This window comes from Microvirga alba (genome assembly GCF_015694465.1).
Lineage (GTDB): Bacteria > Pseudomonadota > Alphaproteobacteria > Rhizobiales > Beijerinckiaceae > Microvirga > Microvirga alba.
Genome location: NZ_JADQDO010000019.1, coordinates 1 through 20,528, shown reverse-complemented (window position 1 = coordinate 20,528; position 20,528 = coordinate 1). Strand labels below are relative to the sequence as shown.

General features: G+C 59.8%; 17 protein-coding genes and 6 pseudogenes. 17 read left to right on the top strand and 6 right to left on the bottom strand.

Translation table 11 applies throughout. The features are described 5' to 3' along the window. Positions 1-275: 275 nt before the first annotated feature. Positions 276-602, bottom strand: coding sequence for a MarR family winged helix-turn-helix transcriptional regulator (locus I2H38_RS21465; RefSeq protein ID WP_324617453.1), 327 nt, complete (start codon positions 600-602; stop codon positions 276-278). 18 nt (positions 603-620) lie between these two features. On the opposite strand from I2H38_RS21465, the gene hmgA reads away from it, so the two are divergent. The 6 genes and pseudogenes from hmgA (at position 621) to gltA (ending at position 6,748) form a co-directional block, all read left to right on the top strand. Continuing rightward, on the top strand, positions 621-1,976 hold the full coding sequence (hmgA, locus tag I2H38_RS20190) for a homogentisate 1,2-dioxygenase (protein ID WP_196273673.1): 1,356 nt from the start codon (positions 621-623) through the stop codon (positions 1,974-1,976). A gap of 8 nt (positions 1,977-1,984) precedes the next feature. Continuing rightward, positions 1,985-3,292, top strand: coding sequence for a fumarylacetoacetase (gene fahA / locus I2H38_RS20185; RefSeq protein ID WP_196273676.1), 1,308 nt, complete (start codon positions 1,985-1,987; stop codon positions 3,290-3,292). A gap of 11 nt (positions 3,293-3,303) precedes the next feature. Further along, positions 3,304-3,940, top strand: a pseudogene (gene maiA / locus I2H38_RS21585) (maleylacetoacetate isomerase). An 87-nt stretch (positions 3,941-4,027) separates the two neighbouring features. Further along, entirely contained in the window at positions 4,028-4,753 is a 726-nt protein-coding gene (locus tag I2H38_RS20175) for a CoA transferase subunit A (protein WP_196273672.1), read from the top strand. 1 nt (position 4,754) lies between these two features. Then, a pseudogene (locus I2H38_RS20170) lies at positions 4,755-5,418 on the top strand (3-oxoacid CoA-transferase subunit B). Positions 5,419-5,455: 37 nt separating this feature from the next. Beyond that, positions 5,456-6,748 carry a citrate synthase gene (gltA, locus tag I2H38_RS20165; RefSeq protein WP_196273671.1) on the top strand — a complete coding sequence of 431 codons (1,293 nt, stop codon included), beginning with the start codon at positions 5,456-5,458 and terminating at the stop codon, positions 6,746-6,748. 62 nt (positions 6,749-6,810) lie between these two features. On the opposite strand, the gene I2H38_RS20160 is transcribed toward gltA, so the two are convergent. Continuing rightward, positions 6,811-7,398, bottom strand: coding sequence for an IS6 family transposase (locus I2H38_RS20160; RefSeq protein ID WP_407664116.1), 588 nt, complete (start codon positions 7,396-7,398; stop codon positions 6,811-6,813). Between I2H38_RS20160 and I2H38_RS20155 the strand changes: the two are divergent. From I2H38_RS20155 to I2H38_RS21155, 11 genes and pseudogenes are all read left to right on the top strand, one after another. After that, a pseudogene (locus I2H38_RS20155) lies at positions 7,379-8,546 on the top strand (IS3 family transposase). The gene I2H38_RS20160 and the pseudogene I2H38_RS20155 overlap by 20 nt on opposite strands. A 349-nt stretch (positions 8,547-8,895) precedes the next feature. After that, positions 8,896-9,567, top strand: coding sequence for a GntR family transcriptional regulator (locus I2H38_RS20150; protein WP_196273670.1), 672 nt, complete (start codon positions 8,896-8,898; stop codon positions 9,565-9,567). A 45-nt stretch (positions 9,568-9,612) separates the two neighbouring features. Further along, complete coding sequence (locus I2H38_RS20145; RefSeq protein WP_196273675.1) at positions 9,613-11,205, top strand: ABC transporter substrate-binding protein; 1,593 nt, start codon at positions 9,613-9,615, stop codon at positions 11,203-11,205. Positions 11,206-11,236: 31 nt separating this feature from the next. After that, complete coding sequence (locus tag I2H38_RS20140; RefSeq protein ID WP_196273669.1) at positions 11,237-12,196, top strand: ABC transporter permease; 960 nt, start codon at positions 11,237-11,239, stop codon at positions 12,194-12,196. After that, entirely contained in the window at positions 12,189-13,049 is an 861-nt protein-coding gene (locus tag I2H38_RS20135) for an ABC transporter permease (RefSeq protein WP_196273668.1), read from the top strand. Before I2H38_RS20140 ends, I2H38_RS20135 begins: the two co-directional genes overlap by 8 nt. Continuing rightward, entirely contained in the window at positions 13,046-14,062 is a 1,017-nt protein-coding gene (locus tag I2H38_RS20130; protein ID WP_196273667.1) for an ABC transporter ATP-binding protein, read from the top strand. The genes I2H38_RS20135 and I2H38_RS20130 overlap by 4 nt, the downstream gene beginning before the upstream one ends. Further along, a complete protein-coding gene (locus I2H38_RS20125; protein WP_196273666.1) occupies positions 14,059-14,922 on the top strand; it encodes an ABC transporter ATP-binding protein in 864 nt (287 codons plus the stop codon). The genes I2H38_RS20130 and I2H38_RS20125 overlap by 4 nt, the downstream gene beginning before the upstream one ends. 111 nt (positions 14,923-15,033) lie before the next feature. Further along, on the top strand, positions 15,034-16,071 hold the full coding sequence (locus I2H38_RS20120) for a dipeptidase (protein WP_196273665.1): 1,038 nt from the start codon (positions 15,034-15,036) through the stop codon (positions 16,069-16,071). Positions 16,072-16,111: 40 nt separating this feature from the next. After that, positions 16,112-17,134, top strand: a complete 1,023-nt coding sequence (locus I2H38_RS20115; RefSeq protein ID WP_196273664.1) for a dipeptidase — start codon at positions 16,112-16,114, stop codon at positions 17,132-17,134. A 55-nt stretch (positions 17,135-17,189) separates the two neighbouring features. After that, on the top strand, positions 17,190-18,380 hold the full coding sequence (locus I2H38_RS20110) for an amidohydrolase family protein (protein WP_196273663.1): 1,191 nt from the start codon (positions 17,190-17,192) through the stop codon (positions 18,378-18,380). A 30-nt stretch (positions 18,381-18,410) separates the two neighbouring features. Beyond that, positions 18,411-18,551, top strand: a pseudogene (locus I2H38_RS21155) (IS110 family transposase); the annotation flags it as partial. Between the two features lie 94 nt (positions 18,552-18,645). On the opposite strand, the pseudogene I2H38_RS20105 reads toward I2H38_RS21155, so the two are convergent. The 4 genes and pseudogenes from I2H38_RS20105 to I2H38_RS20090 form a co-directional block, all read right to left on the bottom strand. Continuing rightward, positions 18,646-18,899: pseudogene (locus I2H38_RS20105) on the bottom strand (IS6 family transposase); the annotation flags it as partial. Between the two features lie 58 nt (positions 18,900-18,957). Next, positions 18,958-19,097 (bottom strand): annotated as a pseudogene (locus I2H38_RS20100) (IS6 family transposase); the annotation flags it as partial. Positions 19,098-19,107: 10 nt separating this feature from the next. Further along, a complete protein-coding gene (locus I2H38_RS20095; RefSeq protein WP_196273674.1) occupies positions 19,108-19,824 on the bottom strand; it encodes an RES family NAD+ phosphorylase in 717 nt (238 codons plus the stop codon). Then, entirely contained in the window at positions 19,818-20,231 is a 414-nt protein-coding gene (locus I2H38_RS20090; protein ID WP_196273662.1) for an MbcA/ParS/Xre antitoxin family protein, read from the bottom strand. The genes I2H38_RS20095 and I2H38_RS20090 overlap by 7 nt, the downstream gene beginning before the upstream one ends. Positions 20,232-20,528 lie beyond the last annotated feature (297 nt).

The window sequence follows — 20,528 nt, the reverse complement described above, 5'->3', positions numbered from 1 at the left end:
CCCACCTGCACCGCCTCCGGGCCATGGCAGAATGGAAAGCCGCAGCCGGTGTGCTTGCTTGAAATCAGCGAGGCAGGTCCCATTGCGTCCCCCTCCCGATTACCGTGACATCCCCGGTTAGTCACTGCCTTCATCTCCGAACAAGCGTTCCAGCCGATCGATGAGAACAAGCAGATCCTTGGCGTCTGGGCCAAGGTCGGTCAGGATGCGATGCTCGAAGGCGACCGCTCGTGGCACGATGTCGTCGTAAGCACGACGGCCCAGCCTTGTAAGGGTCAGGATTTCTTCCCGCCGGTCGTGGTCGCTAATCCTGCGTTGAAGCCAACGCCTCCCTCCAACGCTCGGACGGCCCGACTGACCTTGGTTTTATGCATCGAGGAGTGAAGCCCTATCTCTCTCGCGCTCATTTCCTCGAACTGACCCAATGTCGCAAGAACGCGCCACTCCGGGATCGTGAGGTCATGATGCCGGCCATAGACGGCCCTGAAGCCCCTGGAGACAACAGAGGCGATCCGGTTGAGGCGGTAGGGAAGAAACTTCTCCAGTTCGAGTTTTGTCATCGCGTTGATAGTTACAAAATGGATGGTTACGTTTGTAACCAACTCTAGGAGGTCACACCCATGAATGTCCAGAACCCGCCGCTGCCTCAGGCTTCTGAGAAGATCGAGAGCTCCATCCAGGCCGGCTATATGTCCGGCTTCGGCAACGGTTTTGAGACCGAGGCACTGCCCGGTGCCCTGCCCGTCGGCCGTAACTCACCCCAGAAGTGCTCCTACGGCCTCTATGCCGAGCAGCTCAGCGGTTCTCCCTTCACCGCGCCCCGCACGACCAACGAGCGCTCCTGGCTCTACCGCATCCGGCCGACCGTGGCGCATTGGGGCCAGTTCCGAAAGGCCGATATCGGACTTTGGCGGACGGCTCCGGCCCCGGAAGTGGAGATACCGATCGCTCCCATGCGCTGGGATCCGATCCCAATCCCGAACGATTCCGTGTCATTTCTGGAAGGGATTTGCACCATCACCACCGCCGGCGATGCGGGCGCCCAGGTCGGCATGGGAGCGCACGTCTATCTTATCACTCGCTCGATGGTAGACGAATACTTCTACAACGCCGACGGTGAAATGCTGTTCGCGCCTCAACAGGGAAGTCTGCGTCTCAGTACCGAGTTCGGGATCATCGACATCGAGCCGGGCGAAATCGCCGTGATCCCGCGCGGTGTGAAGATCCGTGTCGAGCTGATCAATGGGTCCGCGCGCGGCTATCTGTGCGAAAATTACGGCGGCGCGTTTTCTTTGCCCGAGCGTGGGCCGATCGGCGCCAACTGCCTCGCCAACCCGCGCGACTTCCTCACGCCTGTCGCGGCCTACGAGGACAAGGATACGCCCTCGAAAATGTACGTGAAGTGGGGCGGTACGCTCTGGGTTGCCGACATGGATCACTCGCCGCTGGATGTGGTGGCCTGGCATGGCAACTACGCGCCCTACAAATACGACCTCAGACGCTACTCACCGGTAGGGCCTATCCTCTACGACCATGCCGATCCGTCGATCTTCACGGTGTTGACCTCGCCGTCCGAGACTCCCGGCACAGCCAACATCGACTTCGTGATCTTCCCCGAGCGTTGGCTTGTCGCAGAGAACACCTTCAGGCCGCCGTGGTACCACATGAATGTGATGAGCGAGTTCATGGGGCTCATCTACGGTGTCTACGACGCGAAAACCGGTGGCGGCTTTGTGCCGGGAGGCATGTCGCTGCACAACACGATGCTGCCACATGGGCCTGATGTGGATGCCTTCGAGAAGGCGAGTAACGTGGAGCTCGAGCCGCACAAGCTGGAAGGCACGCTGGCCTTCATGTTTGAGACACGTTTTCCCCAGAAGGTGACAGTCTTCGCCGCGCAGACCAAGTCGTTGCAAAAAGACTATGGCGCCTACGGCCACAAGCTGAAGAAGCACTTTAACCCCAGCAAGAGATAAGTGGGATGATGGCTCAACTCGACCAAACTCACGATCCGAAACTGGAAAGTTGGCTGCTTTCCGCCAACGGTCATTCAGACTTCCCGATTCAGAACCTGCCGCTGGGGATCTTCAGCCCCCGCGGCGGCATTCCGAGAGGAGGGGTGGCCATCGGCGACCGGATCCTCGATCTGCTAGAGGCGTTGGCAGCCGGTCATTTCACCGGTGAGGCTGCCAAGGCGGCCGAGGCGGCCTGTAGCACAACGCTCAATCCTTTCCTGGCGCTCGGAGCGGGCCCGCGGCAGGCCCTGCGCGCAAGGTTGTCCGAGCTTCTGGCGCAGGGCAGCGCTGAGCAGAGCAGGGTGGAGACGTGCCTGCACTTGGCATCCGAGTGCGTGTTACACTTGCCAGCGTGCATCGGTGACTACACCGATTTCTATGTCGGCATTCACCACGCCACCAATGTCGGCAAACAGTTCCGACCCGACAATCCATTGCTGCCGAACTATAAGCACGTTCCCATTGGCTATCACGGCCGGGCATCGTCGATCTGTCCCTCGGGTGTGCCCGTACGGCGGCCGCGTGGGCAGGCCAAATTGCCGGATGCGCTGAGGCCCGGCTTTGGGCCCAGCCGGAGGCTCGACTACGAACTCGAACTCGGTGTCTGGATTGGTCCTGGAAATACCCTTGGCGAACCTATCGACATTGCCGAAGCCCCCGGGCATGTAGGAGGGTATTGCCTTCTGAACGACTGGTCTGCGCGCGACATCCAGGCGTGGGAATACCAGCCGCTTGGGCCGTTCCTGGCCAAGAACTTTGCCACCACGATTTCCGCCTGGATCGTCACGCCCGAAGCGCTTGCGCCGTTCCGCATCCCGCAGAGAAGCCGGCCGGAGGGTGATCCTGCTGCATTGTCGTACCTGATGGATCATGCGGACCAGCGTGAGGGCGGCCTCGATCTGGAACTTGAGGTTCTCCTCCTCACCCCAGGCCTGCGGAACAAAGGGTTGCCACCGCATCGGCTCGCCCTATCCAATGCACGGCACATGTACTGGACTGTAGGCCAGATGATCACGCACCACAGCAGCAATGGCTGCAATCTTCAGCCAGGCGATCTGCTGGGTACGGGAACGATCTCGGGTCCCGATCAGACGAGCTGCGGCAGCATTCTGGAAGCGACCGTGGGTGGGAAGAACGCGATAGTGCTCGCCTCCGGCGAGGAGCGACGTTTCCTCGAGGACGGAGACGAGGTGATCCTGCGGGCGCGAGGCCGTCGCGATGGCTTCGTCCCAATCGGCTTCGGCGAATGCCGCGCGACGATCCTTCCGGCTGCGTGAGGGCAAAGGAAATGAAGCTCTACACGTATTGGAGGTTCACGTCCTCCTACCGAGTGCGCATTGCCCTTGCCTTGAAGAAGGTTGAGGCCGAGCGGGCCTTCGTCCATCTCGTACGTCACGGTGGCGAGCAGAACGTTCCAAACTACCGAGCGATCAACCCACAAGGACGCGTACCCGCCCTTACACTCGATGACACCGAGGTTCTCATCCAATCGCCCGCGATCCTCGAGTATCTCGAGGAGGTCTATCCGACCCCCGCGCTTCTACCGGCCAAATGTGGTTGCGAGGGCTCGGGTCAGGGCGGTCGCGGCGATCATCGGCTGCGATATCCATCCGCTGCACAATATCGGCCCGCTCAACCATCTCAGAAAAGTCTTCGGACGCTCTGAGCAAGAGGTCACGGACTGGATCGCCACATGGGTAGGGCAGGGGCTTTCTGCAATCGAGGCGCTCATTGGCGACGAGGGATTTTGCTTCGGCCAGGAGCCCTCGCTGGCCGACGTGTACCTTATCCCGCAGCTCTACGCTGCGCGACGCTTTGCCGTGCCACTGGACGCGTACCCGCGCATTCTCCGCGTTGAGAAGCGCGCCGGCGAGCATGCGGCCTTCTCCAGCGCACATCCGTCCGCTCAGCCCGACGCGGAATGAAACCACACGGACAGTCCTTGCAGGCGTTGGCTTTCCTGCAGGTGGGGGTTCAACGGCCTACGACAATCTCAGTTCACGGTGACAGCAATGAATAAGACTCACAGCGATGCGCGATCCGCACTGGCTGGGCTTGTGAAGGACGGCATGACCATCATGGCCGGCGGGTTTGGCCTGTGCGGCATCCCGGAAGCGCTGATCGAGGCGATTCGCGAGGCGGGTGCAAAGGATTTGACCTTCATTTCCAACAATGCCGGTGTGGACGGCGTCGGTCTCGGCCGCCTGCTGGAGACGCGCCAGATCCGCAAGATGATTTCGTCCTATGTCGGCGAGAACAAGCTTTTCGCGCAACAATATCTCTCCGGCGAGCTGGAGCTGGAATTCAATCCTCAAGGAACGCTGGCCGAGCGCATCCGCGCGGGCGGCGCGGGCATTCCCGCCTTCTTCACCAAGACCGGCGTCGGCACGCTCATCGCCGAAGGCAAGGAAGTGCGCGAATTCGACGGTGAGAAATATGTCATGGAGCGCGGACTTTTCGCCGATATTTCCTTGGTGCACGCCTACAAGGGCGACACGGAAGGCAACCTCGTCTACCGCAAGACCGCCCGCAACTTTAACCCGATGATGGCGAGCGCCGCGAAGATCACCATCGCCGAGGTCGAGCATCTGGTTCAGGCTGGCGAGATCGACCCGGATCAAATCCACACGCCGGGCATTTTCGTGCAGCGCATCGTGCATGTGCCGAACCCGATGAAGCGCATCGAGCAGCGCACCACCCGCAAGCGCGAAACGGCGCCCGCAGGCGAGGAGATCTAAGATGGCCTGGACCCGTGAACAAATGGCCGCCCGCGCCGCAAAGGAACTGCGCGATGGCTTCTATGTGAATCTCGGCATCGGTATCCCGACGTTGGTGTCCAACTACATCCCCCGGCATGCGCGTGCAGCTCCAGTCGGAAAACGGCATGCTCGGCATGGGGCCGTTTCCTTACGAGGGCGAGGAGGACCCGGACCTCATCAACGCCGGCAAGCAGACCATCACCGAGCTGTCGACGACGAGCTATTTCTCGTCCGCCGATTCCTTCGGCATGATCCGCGGCGGCCATATCGACCTGTCGATCCTCGGCGCCATGCAGGTGGCGCAGAACGGCGACCTCGCCAACTGGATGATCCCGGGAAAGATGGTCAAGGGCATGGGCGGCGCCATGGACCTGGTCGCGGGCGTCAAGCGCGTCGTCGTCGTCATGGAGCACACCGCCAAGGACGAGCCGAAGCTTTTGAAGGCCTGCAACCTGCCGCTGACCGGTCAAGGCGTCGTCGACCTGGTGATTACCGATCTCGGCGTCTTCACCATCGACAAGAAGGGCGGTACCGGCATGACCCTGATCGAGCGCGCCGACGGCGTCACGGTGGACGAGATCACGGTCAAGACGGAAGCCGCGTTCACGGTCGCCCTGACCGGCAAGCCGTCGAACGCGGCGTGAGGATTATGGCCGCTGCTATCGGCCCGAGGATAGACCTATGCAGGACACCATCAGCGCCGTGACCGTCGACAACAAGTCGGTTGAACTGGCGGTCAAAGACGGCACCATCGGTCCGAGCGTCATCGACATTTCCAAGCTCTACGGCCAGACCGGGATGTTCACCTACGACCCCGGCTTCACCTCGACAGCGGCTTGCGAGTCGAAGATCACCTATATCGACGGCGATGCCGGCGTCCTGCTCTATCGCGGCTACCCCATCGAGCAGCTCGCCGAGCACGGCGACTTCCTCGAGACCTGCTACCTGCTTCTCTACGGAGAATTGCCGACGGCGGCCCAGAAGGCCGATTTCGATTATCGCGTCACGCGCCACACCATGGTGCATGACCAGATGAACCGCTTCTTCCAAGGCTTCCGCCGCGACGCGCATCCGATGGCGATCATGGTCGCCTGCGTCGGCGCGCTCTCGGCCTTCTATCACGACTCGACCGACATCTCGGATCCGCAGCAGCGCATGATCGCCTCCATGCGCATGATCGCCAAGATGCCGACGCTTGCGGCCATGGCCTACAAGTATTCCATCGGCCAGCCCTTCGTGTATCCGCAGAACGACCTCGACTACACCTCGAACTTCCTGCGCATGTGCTTTGCGGTGCCGTGCGAGGAGTACAAGGTCAATCCGGTGCTCTCGCGAGCGCTCGACCGGATCTTCATCCTGCATGCCGATCACGAGCAGAACGCCTCAACCTCGACGGTGCGTCTCGCCGGTTCGTCCGGTGCCAACCCCTTCGCCTGCATCGCCGCCGGCATCGCCTGCCTGTGGGGCCCCGCCCATGGCGGCGCCAACGAAGCGGCGCTCAAGATGCTGAAAGAGATCGGCACGCCCGACCGCATTCCGATGTACATCGCCAAGGCCAAGGACAAGAACGATCCGTTCCGCCTCATGGGCTTCGGGCACCGGGTCTACAAGAACTACGACCCGCGCGCCCGCATCATGCAGAAGACCACGCACGAGGTCTTGAACGAACTCGGCATCAAGGACGATCCGCTCCTCGACGTCGCGGTCGAACTCGAGCAGATCGCGCTCAAGGACGAGTACTTCGTCGAGAAGAAGCTCTACCCGAACATCGACTTCTATTCGGGCATCACCTTGAAGGCGATGGGCTTCCCGACCTCGATGTTCACGGTGCTGTTCGCACTCGCCCGCACGGTCGGCTGGATCGCCCAGTGGAGCGAGATGATCGAAGACCCGTCCCAGCGCATCGGCCGCCCGCGCCAGCTCTATGTCGGCACACCGCAGCGTCAGTATGTCACCGAGGCTTATCGTGGTTGAATAGGCGATGTCACGTTAACTGAAGCCGGACGAGTTGAGGCAAATTTCGCCGCTTGAGCCACTCAGGCGGCGAGGTTGGCTGTGCTTTTCCATTCCGCCATGGCGGTGAGGCGGTGAAGATGGAGGGCAAGGGCGGAGCGGCGGGAGTTGGGTGGAACGAAGTGATTGCGCACAGCGGCGAACACGCTGACGAACCGCTGCAGGCCTCCCGGTGATCGGAAGCCCTGCATCACCCGCTCTCGCTTTCGCAACGGAACATGCGAATTCTCGGCCCTGTTATTCAGGCTCTTATGCGACCAGTGGTCGACCCCTGGCATGACCTGCCGCTTGGCGGCTCTGTAAGAGGGGAGCTTATCGGTGATAATGCGCTTGGGTGTCATGCCCTGCCTCTTCAACAGACGCCTCAGCACGCGCTTAGCGGCCTTGGCGTTGCGGCGGGTTTGGACGATCTCGTCGAGCACATAGCCATCCTGATCGACAGCCCGCCAGAGCCAGTGCTTCTGACCAGCGATGGCGACCACGACCTCGTCGAGGTGCCAGACGTCGTGACGGTTCGGCGTCTTGCTGGTCTGCCCCCTTTGAAGCGGTCCTCCCTGATGTATGGCTTTGCGCCATTTGGAGGACGAGAGAATGCCAAAGAAGAGACACACGGCCGAAGAGATCGTCGCGAAGTTGCGGCAGGTTGACGTGCTGACGGCTCAGGGCCGGCCGGTGGCGGAAGCGATCCGGTCGATCGGTGTGACGGAAGTTACGTACTACCGGTGGCGCCAGGAATACGGCGGCCTCAAAGGGGATCAGGTCAAGCGCTTGAAGGAGCTCGAGGCTGAGAACGCGAGGCTGCGTCGCGCCGTGTCCGACCTGACCCTCGACAAGATGATCCTGGCGGAGGCTGCCAAGGGAAACTTCTGAGCCCCACCCGTCGCCGTGCCTGTGTGGATCATGTGATCGCAGAGCTGGGTCTGTCCGAGAGACGGGTTTGCCGGGTTCTGGGCCAACATCGCTCCACACAGCGCAAGATCCCGACAACAGCCGATGACGAGGCGGCATTGACCGCCGACATCATCGCGCTTGCCCTGCAGTACGGTAGCTACGGCTACCGGCGCATTGCGGCGCTGCTGCGGGACGCCGGCTGGATGGTAAACGTCAAACGGGTCGAACGGATCTGGCGACGGGAGGGGCTGAAAGTGCCGAGCAAGCAGCGAAGAAGGGGCGGCTCTGGCTCAACGACGGCTCGTGCATCCGTCTGCGGCCCGAGTACCCCAATCACGTTTGGTCCTACGACTTTGTCGAGGATCGCACGCACAATGGACGCAGGTTCCGCATGCTCAACGTCATCGACGAGTTCACCCGCGAATGCATTGCGATCCGCGTCAGCCGGAAACTGAAGGCTGTCGATGTCATCGACGTGCTCTCGGACCCGTTTATCCTGCGTGGCGTCCCAGGCCATATTCGGTCAGACAACGGGCCGGAGTTCATCGCCAAAGCAGTTCGCGACTGGATCAATGCGGTTGGCGCCAAGACAGCCTACATCGAGCCGGGTAGTCCGTGGGAAAACGGTTACTGCGAAAGCTTCAATGCGAAACTCCGCGACGAACTGGTCAATGGCGAAATCTTCTACACGCTCAAGGAAGCGCAGACGGTGATCGAGAGTTGGCGACGGCACTACAACACCGTGCGTCCTCACTCATCGCTCGGCGACAAACCACCCGCACCCGAGGTGGTGCAATGGCCGGCTGCGCAATCCCGACCAGCTCCGCCGGCCACTCCGACGGTAGCGCCACAACCCATCATGCACTAACAACCAAAGCGGACCACCTCGTGGGGGCCGGCCAATATTGTGAAAAAATTTCTGATAGGAAATTTTGATACGCAGCCGATGCTGTCGTCGGATCAGTCGTCGCTCGGAAGGGCGGCATCGAGATGGTTCACTTTGATCGGCATAGCGCGGATGGTCCTTCAATTCGAACGACGAGAGGTCGATGCCATTGTGTGATTAACTAATAAAATCAAGTGCTTGTGTTACTCTACGATTCTGTCAGAACTTTGCGGAACAAAGTTGTTCACATGAAAGTTGACAAAGAATCTGGTTCTGCCATGGTTTACGCATGGCAAGAGACAACGTCCGACGCATCAGTGCAGTCCGCCCCATGAGCAAACGATCGGCGGGGAGGCCCGCCGCCGGTGAAGAGCCTTCTGTCGAGATGCGGCTGCGCAAGATGATTGCCGAGCAGGAATTGCTGCCGGGCGAGGCCGTTCGGGAAGAGCACATCGCCAAGTTGTTGTCCGTCTCCCGTCATCGCATTCGTGAAGCCTTGGCTGCGCTTGAGGAGCGGCGACTGATCATCCGCACGCCGAATCGCGGCGCGGTGGTCGCCCAGCTCAGCTTCGAGGAGATTCTCGAGCTGTTCGAAATCCGCATTTCACTCGAAAGCCTCTGTGTGCGCCTGGCGGTGCAGAACACTCGCCCGCAGGACTGGCAGGATCTGCGAGAGCTGTTCGGAGAGCCAAGCGAGCGCTTGGTCGAGGCGCACGATCTCGATGGCTACTTTCGGAACATCGAGCTGTTTCGCGAGCGCTTTGTGCAGGCGTCCGGAAGCAAAACACTTCAGCATCTGCTCGAAATCATCGCCGATCGTGACCGGGCGCTCCTGCGGCGGACCATCATTCTTCCCGAAAGGGCCGAGCAGGGATTGAAAATGCAGCGCGCCATTCTCGATGCGATGTGCGCTGGTGATGCCGAAAAGGCCGAGCAGCTCAAGCGCGAATCCATCATTCGCGCCCGCGATGCCGTCATTCGTTACCGCTCATTCGTGACTTAGCTGTCGCGAGCTTCCATCTGCACCCTTACTCAGAAAGGCGCGACCATGACGAACGAACTCAGCTCTCCCGCCATCCATCGGCGTGCCTTTCTGAAATACGGTGCTGCGGCGACAGCCGCCGTCGGCGCCGGCACATGGAGCCCCTTCGTTATTGCCGCTGACGAAAGAGCGCTTGTGGTCGCTATCAACAGCGCACCCAAGTTCCTCAATCCCAACTATCTCTTTGATGGGGCGTGCTACTACGTCACGTCCAATCTGTTCAGCAAGCTCGTCGATTATATGGCCGACGGCTCCGTCGCCGGCGATCTCGCCGAACGTTGGGAGGTGAGCGAGGATGCGCTTACCTACACATTCCATCTGCACAAAGGGGTCAAGTGGACGGATGGGAGGCCAGTGACGGCAAAGGACGTCGTCTGGACCATCAAATCCATCCAGGCAGAGAAAGGATATGGCAACGCCGCGCTGGCCGGTATCGTCGATGTGGCGGCGGTTGACGATCATACCGTCTGCATCGTCCTCGCGGAGCGCAACAGCTCCTTCCTCGCGCAGATGGCTCAGCGCTACGGATATGTGATTCTGCCCGCTCATATCTATGAAGGCACCGATCCCCGCGCCAATCCGGCCAATCTGAAACCGGTGGGGTCCGGACCATACGTTCTCACCAGCTTCGGTCCCGGTGACCATATTCAACTCGACGTCAATCCGGACTACTTCCGCGGCGCGCCGCAGGTGAAGCGCATCTTCTTCAAATTCTATCCGGAATATTCCGCTGCGGTGGCGGAGATCCGTGCCGGCGGACTCGACCTCATGCTTTCATCGCCTCCGCTGAGTGCGATGCGTCAGCTGCAAAAGACCGAGGGCGTATCCGTCGACATCGTCAATTCGCAGCCAGAGCTGATGGTGTGGGTCGGATTCAACTATCGAAACAAGATTCTGGCCGACGTCAGGGTTCGTCGGGCGATCGCCCACGCGATCAACCGTAGCCAGATCAATCAGATCGTCTATGGCGGCACGAACAAGGCTGCCGAAACCGCCTACCTGAGCACATCCCCCGTCTGGAATTCCGATGCCAAGCAGCCGGGGTTCGACATCGCAAAGGCGAACAGCCTTTTGGATGAAGCCGGCTATCCCCGTCAAAATGGCAGAACCCGCTTCAAGATTCGCTACACGGGCTTCAACGCCGCGACCGGCGGTGCCCAGCAGATTGGCGAGGTGATGAAACAGCAACTGGCGCAGGTCGGCATCGAGTTGACGCTCGAAACGTTTGATTTCGGCGTTTTCGCCGAGAAGATTCTTCAGAAACGGGATTTCGACCTGACATGGTCGGCGGGGCCTCACGGTCCGGACCCGCAGCTCTTCTCCAACTTCGTCGCCTCCAAGGGTGGCCGCAACTGCATGGATTTTTCCAACCCGGAAGTCGACCGGCTGTTCGTGGAGGCCAGGCAGGCTCCCGACATGAACGTGGCGAAGCAGAAGTACCAGCGCATCCAGCACATCGTTGCAGAAGAGCTGCCGCGCTTGTCGTTGATCGAATGGCGCATGCCGATGATCTACAGCAACCGGTTCAGTCACTACTGGTGGCAGGCCGACAGCGACAAGGTGCCTAACGACTGCTACAGGTTGGTCAAGCCGGTCTGAGCAACCTGTCCTCTACCGGAGAGCGCATAACATGATTGGATACATCGGGTCGCGAGTCTTTCTCGCGCTGCCGACGCTCGTCTTCGTGGTTGTCCTGAACTTCATGCTCACGCATCTTGCGCCTGGAGATCCGGCCTATGCGCTCGCCGGTGAGAACGCGACGCCGGAATACCTGGAGACCATTCGACAAGAATATCAGTTGGACCGTCCATTGATGGCCCAACTGTCAGCATATCTCGGCAAGATCGCGACCGGGGATCTAGGCTTCTCATTCAGCTATCGACAGCCTGTTCTAGGTCTGATCCTCGACAAGGTGCCCTCGACGCTGACGCTGGTTGTTGCGGGACTGATCCTCGGCACGGTTCTCGGGACTTTGGCGGGCGTTCTTGCAGCCAAGCGGTATCAAACGGCCCTCGATGCAACGTTGAACGTCTTGGCGCTATTGCTGTTCTCGCTGCCTATATTCTGGCTCGGCCTGCTGATGATTCTGGTCTTTGCAATCTGGATGGGCGGCCTGCCGGCTGGCGGAATGACATCGCTGCCACCGAAGCAGGGCTTAGCCTATCTGGGCGACTTGGCCATCCACATGGTCTTGCCGACGCTTACCGTCGCTCTCCATACGATCCCTACCTATTTCCGCCTCACGCGTAGTTCGGTGATCGATGCTCTTCAGGAGGATTACGTTGTCACCGCCCGGGCAATCGGCTTACGCGAACGTACGGTGCTCTTTCGGCACTGCCTGCGCAATGCGCTTCTTCCGAACATCACCGTTGCGGGCATGATGCTGGGATCAGTGTTTAGCGGCGCCTTGCTGACGGAAGCCATTTTCTCATGGCCGGGCATCGGCAGTCTCATGTATGGCGCGGTCATTCAACGTGATCTGCCTCTGGTAATGGGCATCTTCACGGTCAGTGCCATTTGTGTCGTGATCGCCATTCTCCTGACCGACATCACCTACAGCCTTGTAGATCCCAGAGTCCGTCATGGTTAGGCTTATCTTTCCTCGCTTTCCGGGTTTTCTGACTCTGACGGGTTATGGATTGCTGATCGCTTTTGGCCTCGCCGCACTCTTCGGCGAGTCTCTGGCGCCCCATTCCGCGCACGCCTTGCTTGCCGCTTCCGATTTGCCTCCCGATTCCGAGTTCTATTTCGGAACCGACCATCTTGGGCGCGATGTTTTCAGCCGTGTTCTGGAAGGGACCCGCTATACGATCCTTCTGGCCTTGGGCGCGACGTTGCTGTCGCTTGTCACCGGTACGATCGTCGGTGCCATTGCAGGCTATTTCGGTGGGGCCGTCGATCTCGTCGTCTCGCGGCTGATCGAAGTGTTCCTCACCATACCGCGCCTTTTCCTCGTTATTCTGCTCGCGGCATTTCTTGGGTCGCACACCTGGGTCATCGTGCTTGTGATCGGTGGCACGATGTGGCCGATCAACGCCCGCCTGATGCGCGCCCAGGCACTGACCCTTCGGGAGCGTGCCTTCGTCAAGGCAGCGGAATTGGCCGGTGTCTCCCGCTGGCGCATTCTGTTCCGGCATATCATTCCGAACGGGCTGAGTCCGGTATTGGCAAAAGCCAGCCTGCAGATCGCTGAGGCAATTCTGCTGGAAGCGGGCCTCTCGTTCCTCGGTCTTGGCGATCCCTCGCGCATCTCCTGGGGAAAGATGATGCAGGAAGGGCAAGCAGGTTTTCCAGATGCATGGTGGCCGGAGGTGTTTCCCGGTCTGGCACTCGCTCTTCTGCTGATCGCCATTCACCTCGTCGGAGACAGCATCCGGACCGGTTTGGCAATCTCGGACGGTGAAGCAAGTCTGGCCGTGCCGCTGGCGGGAGCAAGAAAGTGAGCATTCTGGAAGTTCGCGATCTGGTCTACGGATACGACTCTCCGCGCGGCTTCGTGCCAATCGTTGATCATGTCGATCTCGATCTCGCAGCCGGAGAATCCCTCGGCGTGATCGGTGAGTCAGGCAGCGGAAAGTCATCGCTTCTCTATGCCGTGATGCGCATTTTGAAGCGAAACACCAGGATTGCCTCGGGCTCGGTCAAATTCAAAGGTGACGATCTCTCTCGGATCTCCGCAGAGCGTCTTGGTGACATCCGTTGGTCCGGTATGTCGATGGTCTTTCAGGGGGCCATGAACGCGCTCAATCCGATCATCCGCATTGGCAGCATCCTCGGCGAAGCCTATGCGCGGCACCACCCTCGCGCGAGCCGCGCGGAAATACGCGATCGTGTCCAGGAAATCCTCGATCTGGTCCGTGTTCCCTCGCACGTACGCACCGCATTCGCACATGAACTGAGCGGCGGAATGCGCCAACGCGTCGTAATTGCGCTCGCGCTTATCTGCCATCCGGACGTGCTGCTCGCGGATGAACCGACGACTGCTCTCGATGTGGTGCTGCAAGACGAAATCATGGCGCGTCTTGAAGAGATACGGGCGAAACTCCGCTTCGGAATGATTCTCGTCTCGCACGATCTCGCCCTCATCGCCGAGACGAGCAACCGCGTCATGGTCATGTATGCCGGGCAGATCGTGGAAACCGGCGCGGTGCGCGATGTAATCGACCGCCCTCGACACCCTTACACCATCGGACTGTTGCAATCCTATCCATCGTTGCAGGATATGCAGAGAGTCCCGATCTCCATCCCCGGCAGCCCGCCCACTCCCGAAACCGCGTTCCGCGGTTGCCGCTTCGCGCCACGTTGTCCGATGGCTGAGCCGGCCTGCCTTGATTGGGTGAGCGAACTTTCGGCTGTCGAGGAGACCGGTGCCGCTCACAAGGTGCGTTGCAGACGCGTCGATGAGGTGGATGCATGTGCAGCCTCACTCTATCGTAACCAGCGGAGCGACGCATGACGTTGGCTATTGAGGGTATCGGTCTCTCAAAGATCTATAACAGCCGGGAGAAAATGCCCGGGATCAGCGGATTGTGGCGGCGCAAGAAAATCGCAGCCGTGGCCGATGTCACGATTCGGCTCGAACAAGGCAAGACTCTCGCGGTCGTTGGTGAGAGTGGATCGGGAAAGAGCACGCTGGGCCGGCTTCTGGCGATGATGGAAACGCCGGATTCCGGCTCGCTTCGTTTCGAAGGTCGACAGGCGTCGGAGCTTTCCAGAGCGGAGCGCCTGGCATTGCGCAGGCGGATCCAGATGATTTTTCAGGACCCGTATGAGTCCTTGGATCCGCGATTGTCGATCCGGGACTCCGTCGAGGAGCCTCTTCTGGCTTTGCGGATCGATGCGAAGGAACGCGAGGAGCGCGTGTTCGCGGCATTGGCGGACGTGGAGCTGTCACCGCCCGAGCGCTACCTGTCCCTGCGGCCACACCAGCTGAGCGGCGGACAGCGCCAGCGTGTCGCGATCGCGCGTGCGATCGTGCTTCGGCCCACAATTCTGATCGCCGACGAGCCGACTTCCATGCTGGACGTATCGCTGCGCATCGGAATCTTGAGGTTGCTTGAGCGGATTCGTGCGAGAACCGGCATCGCAATCCTGCTCATCACACACGACCTTGCCTTAGCCAATTATGCATCCGACCGGGTCATGGTGATGTACGGCGGGCGGGTCGTGGAAGAGGGGGAGACGCGTGTCCTCCTTAAAGATCCCAAACATTCGTACACGAAGCTGCTTGTTGCCTCCGCACCGCGCCTGGAGCCTGGCAGGCAGCGCCAAAGGCTCACGAGACCCAGACCTGAACTCATCATGGATACGACCTGACGTGGCGGGCAGCCCTCTGGCGGCGACCCGGCGGGAACTGCACTCGGCCAGGAACAACGGCATCGCCCATCGGGCGCGTAAGGCCAAAGCCAATAGATCGATCAAGATAACATGCAAAAGGCAAGCATCATGTATTCGGACGCGGCACGCGAACTAATGAAGAATGACATCGTCGTCGATCTTCTCGGAGGATCTCTCCAGAGTCTCGGCGCACCGGGAGAGCATTCCTCGCTTTATGGCGAGATGCAGCTCAGTGCGGGTGTGGATGCAATTCACGTCAGCGTAGCGACATTCGCCACCAGCATCGAGCCCTTCCTGAATGAGATGTTCGACTACATGTGCCTGTTCCGGGACATGTCGCATCGGATCATGCAGGTTCGCACCGTGGCGGATATTCTGACCGCACACGAAAGCGGAAAGGTTGGCGTCATCATCGCCACGCAGGGGATGGATTGCATCGGGCGCAATCTCAGGCTCATTTCCGTGCTCTCCGAACTCGGCCTCAAGATTGCGTCCCTCACCTATAACGAACGCAATCATCTCGGCAGCGGCTGCATGGAGCCGGATGATGGACCGCTCACATTGGTCGGACGCGGTGCTGTACGCGAACTGCGGCACAACCGGATCGCCCTTGATTTGTCACATGTCGGCTATCGAACCTCCATGGAAGCCATGGAGTATTACGATGGGCCGGTGCTCTTTACCCATTCTAATGCCTATACGCTGACGCCGACGGCGCGCAACATCAAGGATGACCAGATCCGGGCAGCCGCTCAGACGGGCGGATTGGTCGGGCTGACTCCCTTCTCCGCCATGTGCCGCAAGACGGCAGGCGTTCGTCCCACCATCGATGATTATATCGATCACATGGAATACGTGATCTCTCTCATCGGTGTGGATCACGTGGCGATCGGCACTGATTTCTTCCCGCATTCCACAGTCAAGTGGGCGAACAGCACCAAGCGTTTCTACCCTGACATGATAGGCGAATTGACTTGGCCCACTGCCCGTTCGGAAGGGATCGATCAGGTGGCGAAAATCGTTGCGATCCCCGACGCGCTGGAGAAGCGCGGATTCAGCAAGGAAGACATTAGAAAAATCATGGGCGGGAACGCCGTTCGTGTTCTCCGTACGATCTGGGGTGAGTAAGCGTCGCTTGCTGAAGTGAATACCGGCCAGGATGAATTTTATGTCTTCACTTGCAAAGAATTCACCTTTCTCGGATGAGAAGGTGGTGATCGATCTTCTCGGCGGGTCTCTGGCCAGCCTCGGTGCGCCTGCGGGCCGACCTGCTCTCTACGCCGAGCGGCAGCACGCGGCCGGCCTCAACGTGATCCATGTGAGCGTCGGGACTTTCGCGACCGGTATTGAGCCGGTGCTTACCGAAATCTTCGAGTATCAGTGCCTGTTTCGCGACATGGCTGAACGCATCATGGCTGTGCGTACGGTTGGAGATATCGCCGAGGCCAAACGCAGCGGGCGCGTCGGCGTCATCCTGGGTTGCCAAGGCCTCGACTTCATCGGCAGGAATCCAAGGTTGCTGACAATCATGTCGCACCTCGGGCTGCGGATTGCCTCGCTAACCTACAACGAGCGAAACAATCTCGGCAGCGGCTGCATGGAGACGGAGGATCGCGGACTTACCTTGACCGGTCGCAAAGTCGTGCGTGAATTGCGGAGCAACCGAATTGCGCTCGATCTGTCGCATGTCGGCTACCGGACATCGATGGACGCCATCGAATTGTACGACGGGCCTGTGATCTTCACCCATTCCAATGCGGATACCGTCACTCCAAGCCCGCGGAATCTCAAAGACGACCAGATACGAGCAGCAGCCCAAACTGGCGGGCTGATCGGAATCTCGCCATATTCCGCCTTCTGCCGCAAAGAGCCCCATCGGCGGCCGACCGTGGACGACTTCATGGATCACATCGATTACATCGTGAATCTCGTCGGTATCAACCATGTCGCTATCGGGACGGATCTCTTCCAGCATACCAAAGTGCAGTGGGAGAACAGTACGAAGCGTTTTTATCCGGAAATGGTTGGCGACGCGATCTGGGAAACCGCCTATTGCGAAGGGTTCGACAACGTTTCGGCATTCCCCGCCATTCCGAGTGTCCTTGCGCGTCGGGGGTATGACGAGACCGAGATAAGCAAGATCATGGGTGGCAATATTCTGCGCGCATTGGGTGACGCGTGGCGCTCATAACGGGCTTATCAAACCGGCATCGAACTGCTGAACCTGCGATGGTAGGAGCAAGATAATGTCACAGAGATTGATCGTGACCAATGTCCGCCGCGGTACCGATGCAGAGCCCACGAGCCTGACGGTGGCCGACGGGCTTATCGCGGGGTATGGTGAAGCGCCTAAAGGCAACGACCGTGTTTTTGACGGCTCCGGCTGCTTTGTCATCCCTGGACTCGTCGAGGCGCATACGCATCTCGATAAGTCGCTGCTCGGGATGAAATGGTACGTGAACGAGGTTGGGCCTCGGCTCATAGACCGCATCGACAATGAGCGCCGGCAGCGTCGGCTTCTCGATTTGAAGCCGGCGGAACAGGCGGCCCGACAAATCGAAGCGGTCGTCGCCTTCGGTACGACGCATCTGCGTTCTCATGTCGACATCGATACCGAGGTCGGGATCAAGGGGGTCGAAGACGTCATGGAAGCGCGCGAGCGATACCGCCGCTATCTGGAGATCGACATTGTCGCCTTTCCCCAGAGCGGGATGCTTGTGCGGCCCGGAACGGTCGAGTTGATGGAGCAGGCTCTCACGATGGGCGCCGACGTGGTCGGTGGGCTCGATCCGTGCATGATCGAGCGTGACCCGAAAGGTCATCTGGATACCGTCTTCGCTCTGGCGGAGAAGTTCGGCCGGCCGATCGATATCCATCTGCACGAGGCGGGCGAGATGGGAGCATTCTCGACCGAGCTGATCCTTGAGCGCACCCGGGCTCTCGGCATGCAAGGGCAAGTCTCGATCAGCCACGCCTTCTGCCTTGGCGTACAGGGCGTCGATTACGTTCCGCATCTGATCGATGCGCTCGCCGAGGAGCGCGTGCATATCGTGACGACCGCTCCGTCATCCACCTCCGCTCCGCCGGTCAAGCGACTCGTCGAAGCGGGCATCGTCGTTGCGGGAGGCTCCGACGGGGTGCGCGATGTCTGGGGACCCTATGGGAACGGCGACATGCTCGAAAGAGCGATGTTCGTCGGGTTGCGGAACAATTTCAGGCGGGACGACGACGTCGCCCTCGCACTCGACGTCTGTACCTATGGCGGCGCGAAAGTGCGCGGCCAGACCGGCTATGGGCTCGAAACGGGCTGCAAGGCCGACCTCGTCCTCATCGAAGGCGAGACCTTGGCGGATGCCATTGTGAGCCGCCGGCGAAGGCGTCTTGTCCTCAAAGCGGGACAGATCGTCGGTCGTGATGGTGAGTTCGTTCCCCATTGAACGGGGTATATCACGTGATTGGCCGGCGTGCTGCGCCGCCTGCTCATCATTGGCACCACGGCAGTTGTTCGATGGGCGGTCAGACATGGCGCTGCTCCGCATTCCTGGCTCGGGCGGATGTTATGTTGCAAGCCACCGATGCTGATTGCGGTCGCACTGGCCAATAAGATGCCGCTTTGTGAGGCCGGACACACGTCAGCACTCGACCGCAGACCCAAGATCACACGTTATGATTTTCCTTGCATTCAACGGGGGCGTCCACACACATGCAGCGGCCGCGGATCTTGTTGTAGGTTTCGTTGACATGCCACTTGCCAGTGACAGCGCGCTTTCGCTGGTTGAAGAATTCAAGCAGCCGCGGCGAGAAATGCACGGCCCAGCGGTGAATGGTGGAATGATCGACGTGAATGTCGCGCTCGGCTATCATTTCTTCTAGATCGCGAAGCCTGAGATCGTAGCCAAGTACCAGCGCACGCACAACAGGATCACTGATCGGCCGAAATGTCGCCCTTTGAACACGCAAGAAGTCCTCTTAGACAGAGGGCCTTCTTGCCTCAGCCGCTCTTGGGGGAAAGCTTGCGACAGAGCCCTCTCGATTGGTCTGGCCTCCGTCGATGACAATCGGCTCTAGCGACCATGCCGCTTCAGCGCGTTGGCCGGGAAGCGCTTAGCGGCAGTCAGATTGCGCCGCTCGCGGAGCCAGAACTCGACCGTGTCGCTCCCCTGCTTAGACAATGCGATAGACTTGGCCAGTGCTCGCATCGCGATAGAGGTCAACGGTCGTACCATTCCAATGATAATCGAGGTGCCGCGCCTGAATGGTGTCAGCAGCGCAGTCTGGGTAAAACAGACCTACGCACTCGCCACCGTCAAAACGAAGGCTCGGATAGACGATACCATCTGAACCTTCAACACGAAGTGTGGTCGCTAGCGCCTGGCTTGCCGAGTAGTCGTTCGGGGAGAGCGCTTCCTGAGCGTGAGGGTTGCCCCCTCTAAGATCGTGCAGCCGGACGCTTACCTTGAGGATGATCTCTCGAAATTGGGAGGTCCAGCCAGCTGGCTCGTTCGTGCGCGCCATGAAGCGGCCGTGGTGGAGGATCGTCTCGAACAGCGCGACCTCAAAGGAGTTACCGGCGTAAAGGACACCGAAAGTGCCGTCGCTGAACCGGCTGGGCCGATCGGTGCTCACATGGGTGAAAGGTGCCATGAGATAGCTCGCACCCGGGCCAGCGGCGCGCCGCTTCTCGGGAACGAGATCTAGATTGCCAATGGTCTCCATAAGGCGGGGATTAGTCTTTTGCTCGGCTGAGATAATGAGAGGCCAGTCGGCCGGGTCCGCGATATCTTCAAAGAGGTCGATCGACGGAAATACGCTACGAATGATCCGAACAGAACGCTGCCATTCGACGTCGGAAACGGGAAACACGGCTATGTCGATCACCAGGCTCCTCGTTCCGCGTCGAGATAGCGGCGGACCCGCATGAGATCGGTGAGTTCGCCACCGAGCATCACGTCAAGGGCCGATCTGTTTGCGAAGGCAGAGTTGGGTGCCTTGATCCAGGCATAACCGCGTTGCGGTTCACGAAAGATGATCCGCAGAGCCTTGTGGATACCCATCAGATTTGACAGCCGGGCCTTGCTGTCCCGATCGATGCGGCCAATGTCGCCGGCCTTCCATCGCCGATAGGTCCGGACCGGTAGGTCGAGCAGGATGGCAGCCTCCTCATCGGTGAGGTCCCAAAAGCGGAACAGATTGAGCGCCGCGCGAAACATCGCGGCTGCCTCAGCATCGGTAATTGGTGAGGGCTTGAAGTCGCGAAGGGCAGTGTCGACGGGCAACAATGCGGCCATGGGCTCTCTCCTATTTGGCATGATATAGACGATTTAATGCCAAATGGCAACATTGCTGGTTGACCCACGCTTATCCGGTGGCGGAACGACAACTGTCGGAACCTCTGCTAACTCGATATTTCTGACCAGACTGCAGGCGGAGCGACGGTGGGGACCTAGTCCGCATACCGATAACGGCTCGGGCAGACTGAGACATTACCCTAATAATAAGCGCAATAACTGTTGCAACCACTTTGAAATGTCTCAGGTTTTTGCAATTTAGAAATGTCACAGGGTGCTACGGCGCCTCTGCCGGGG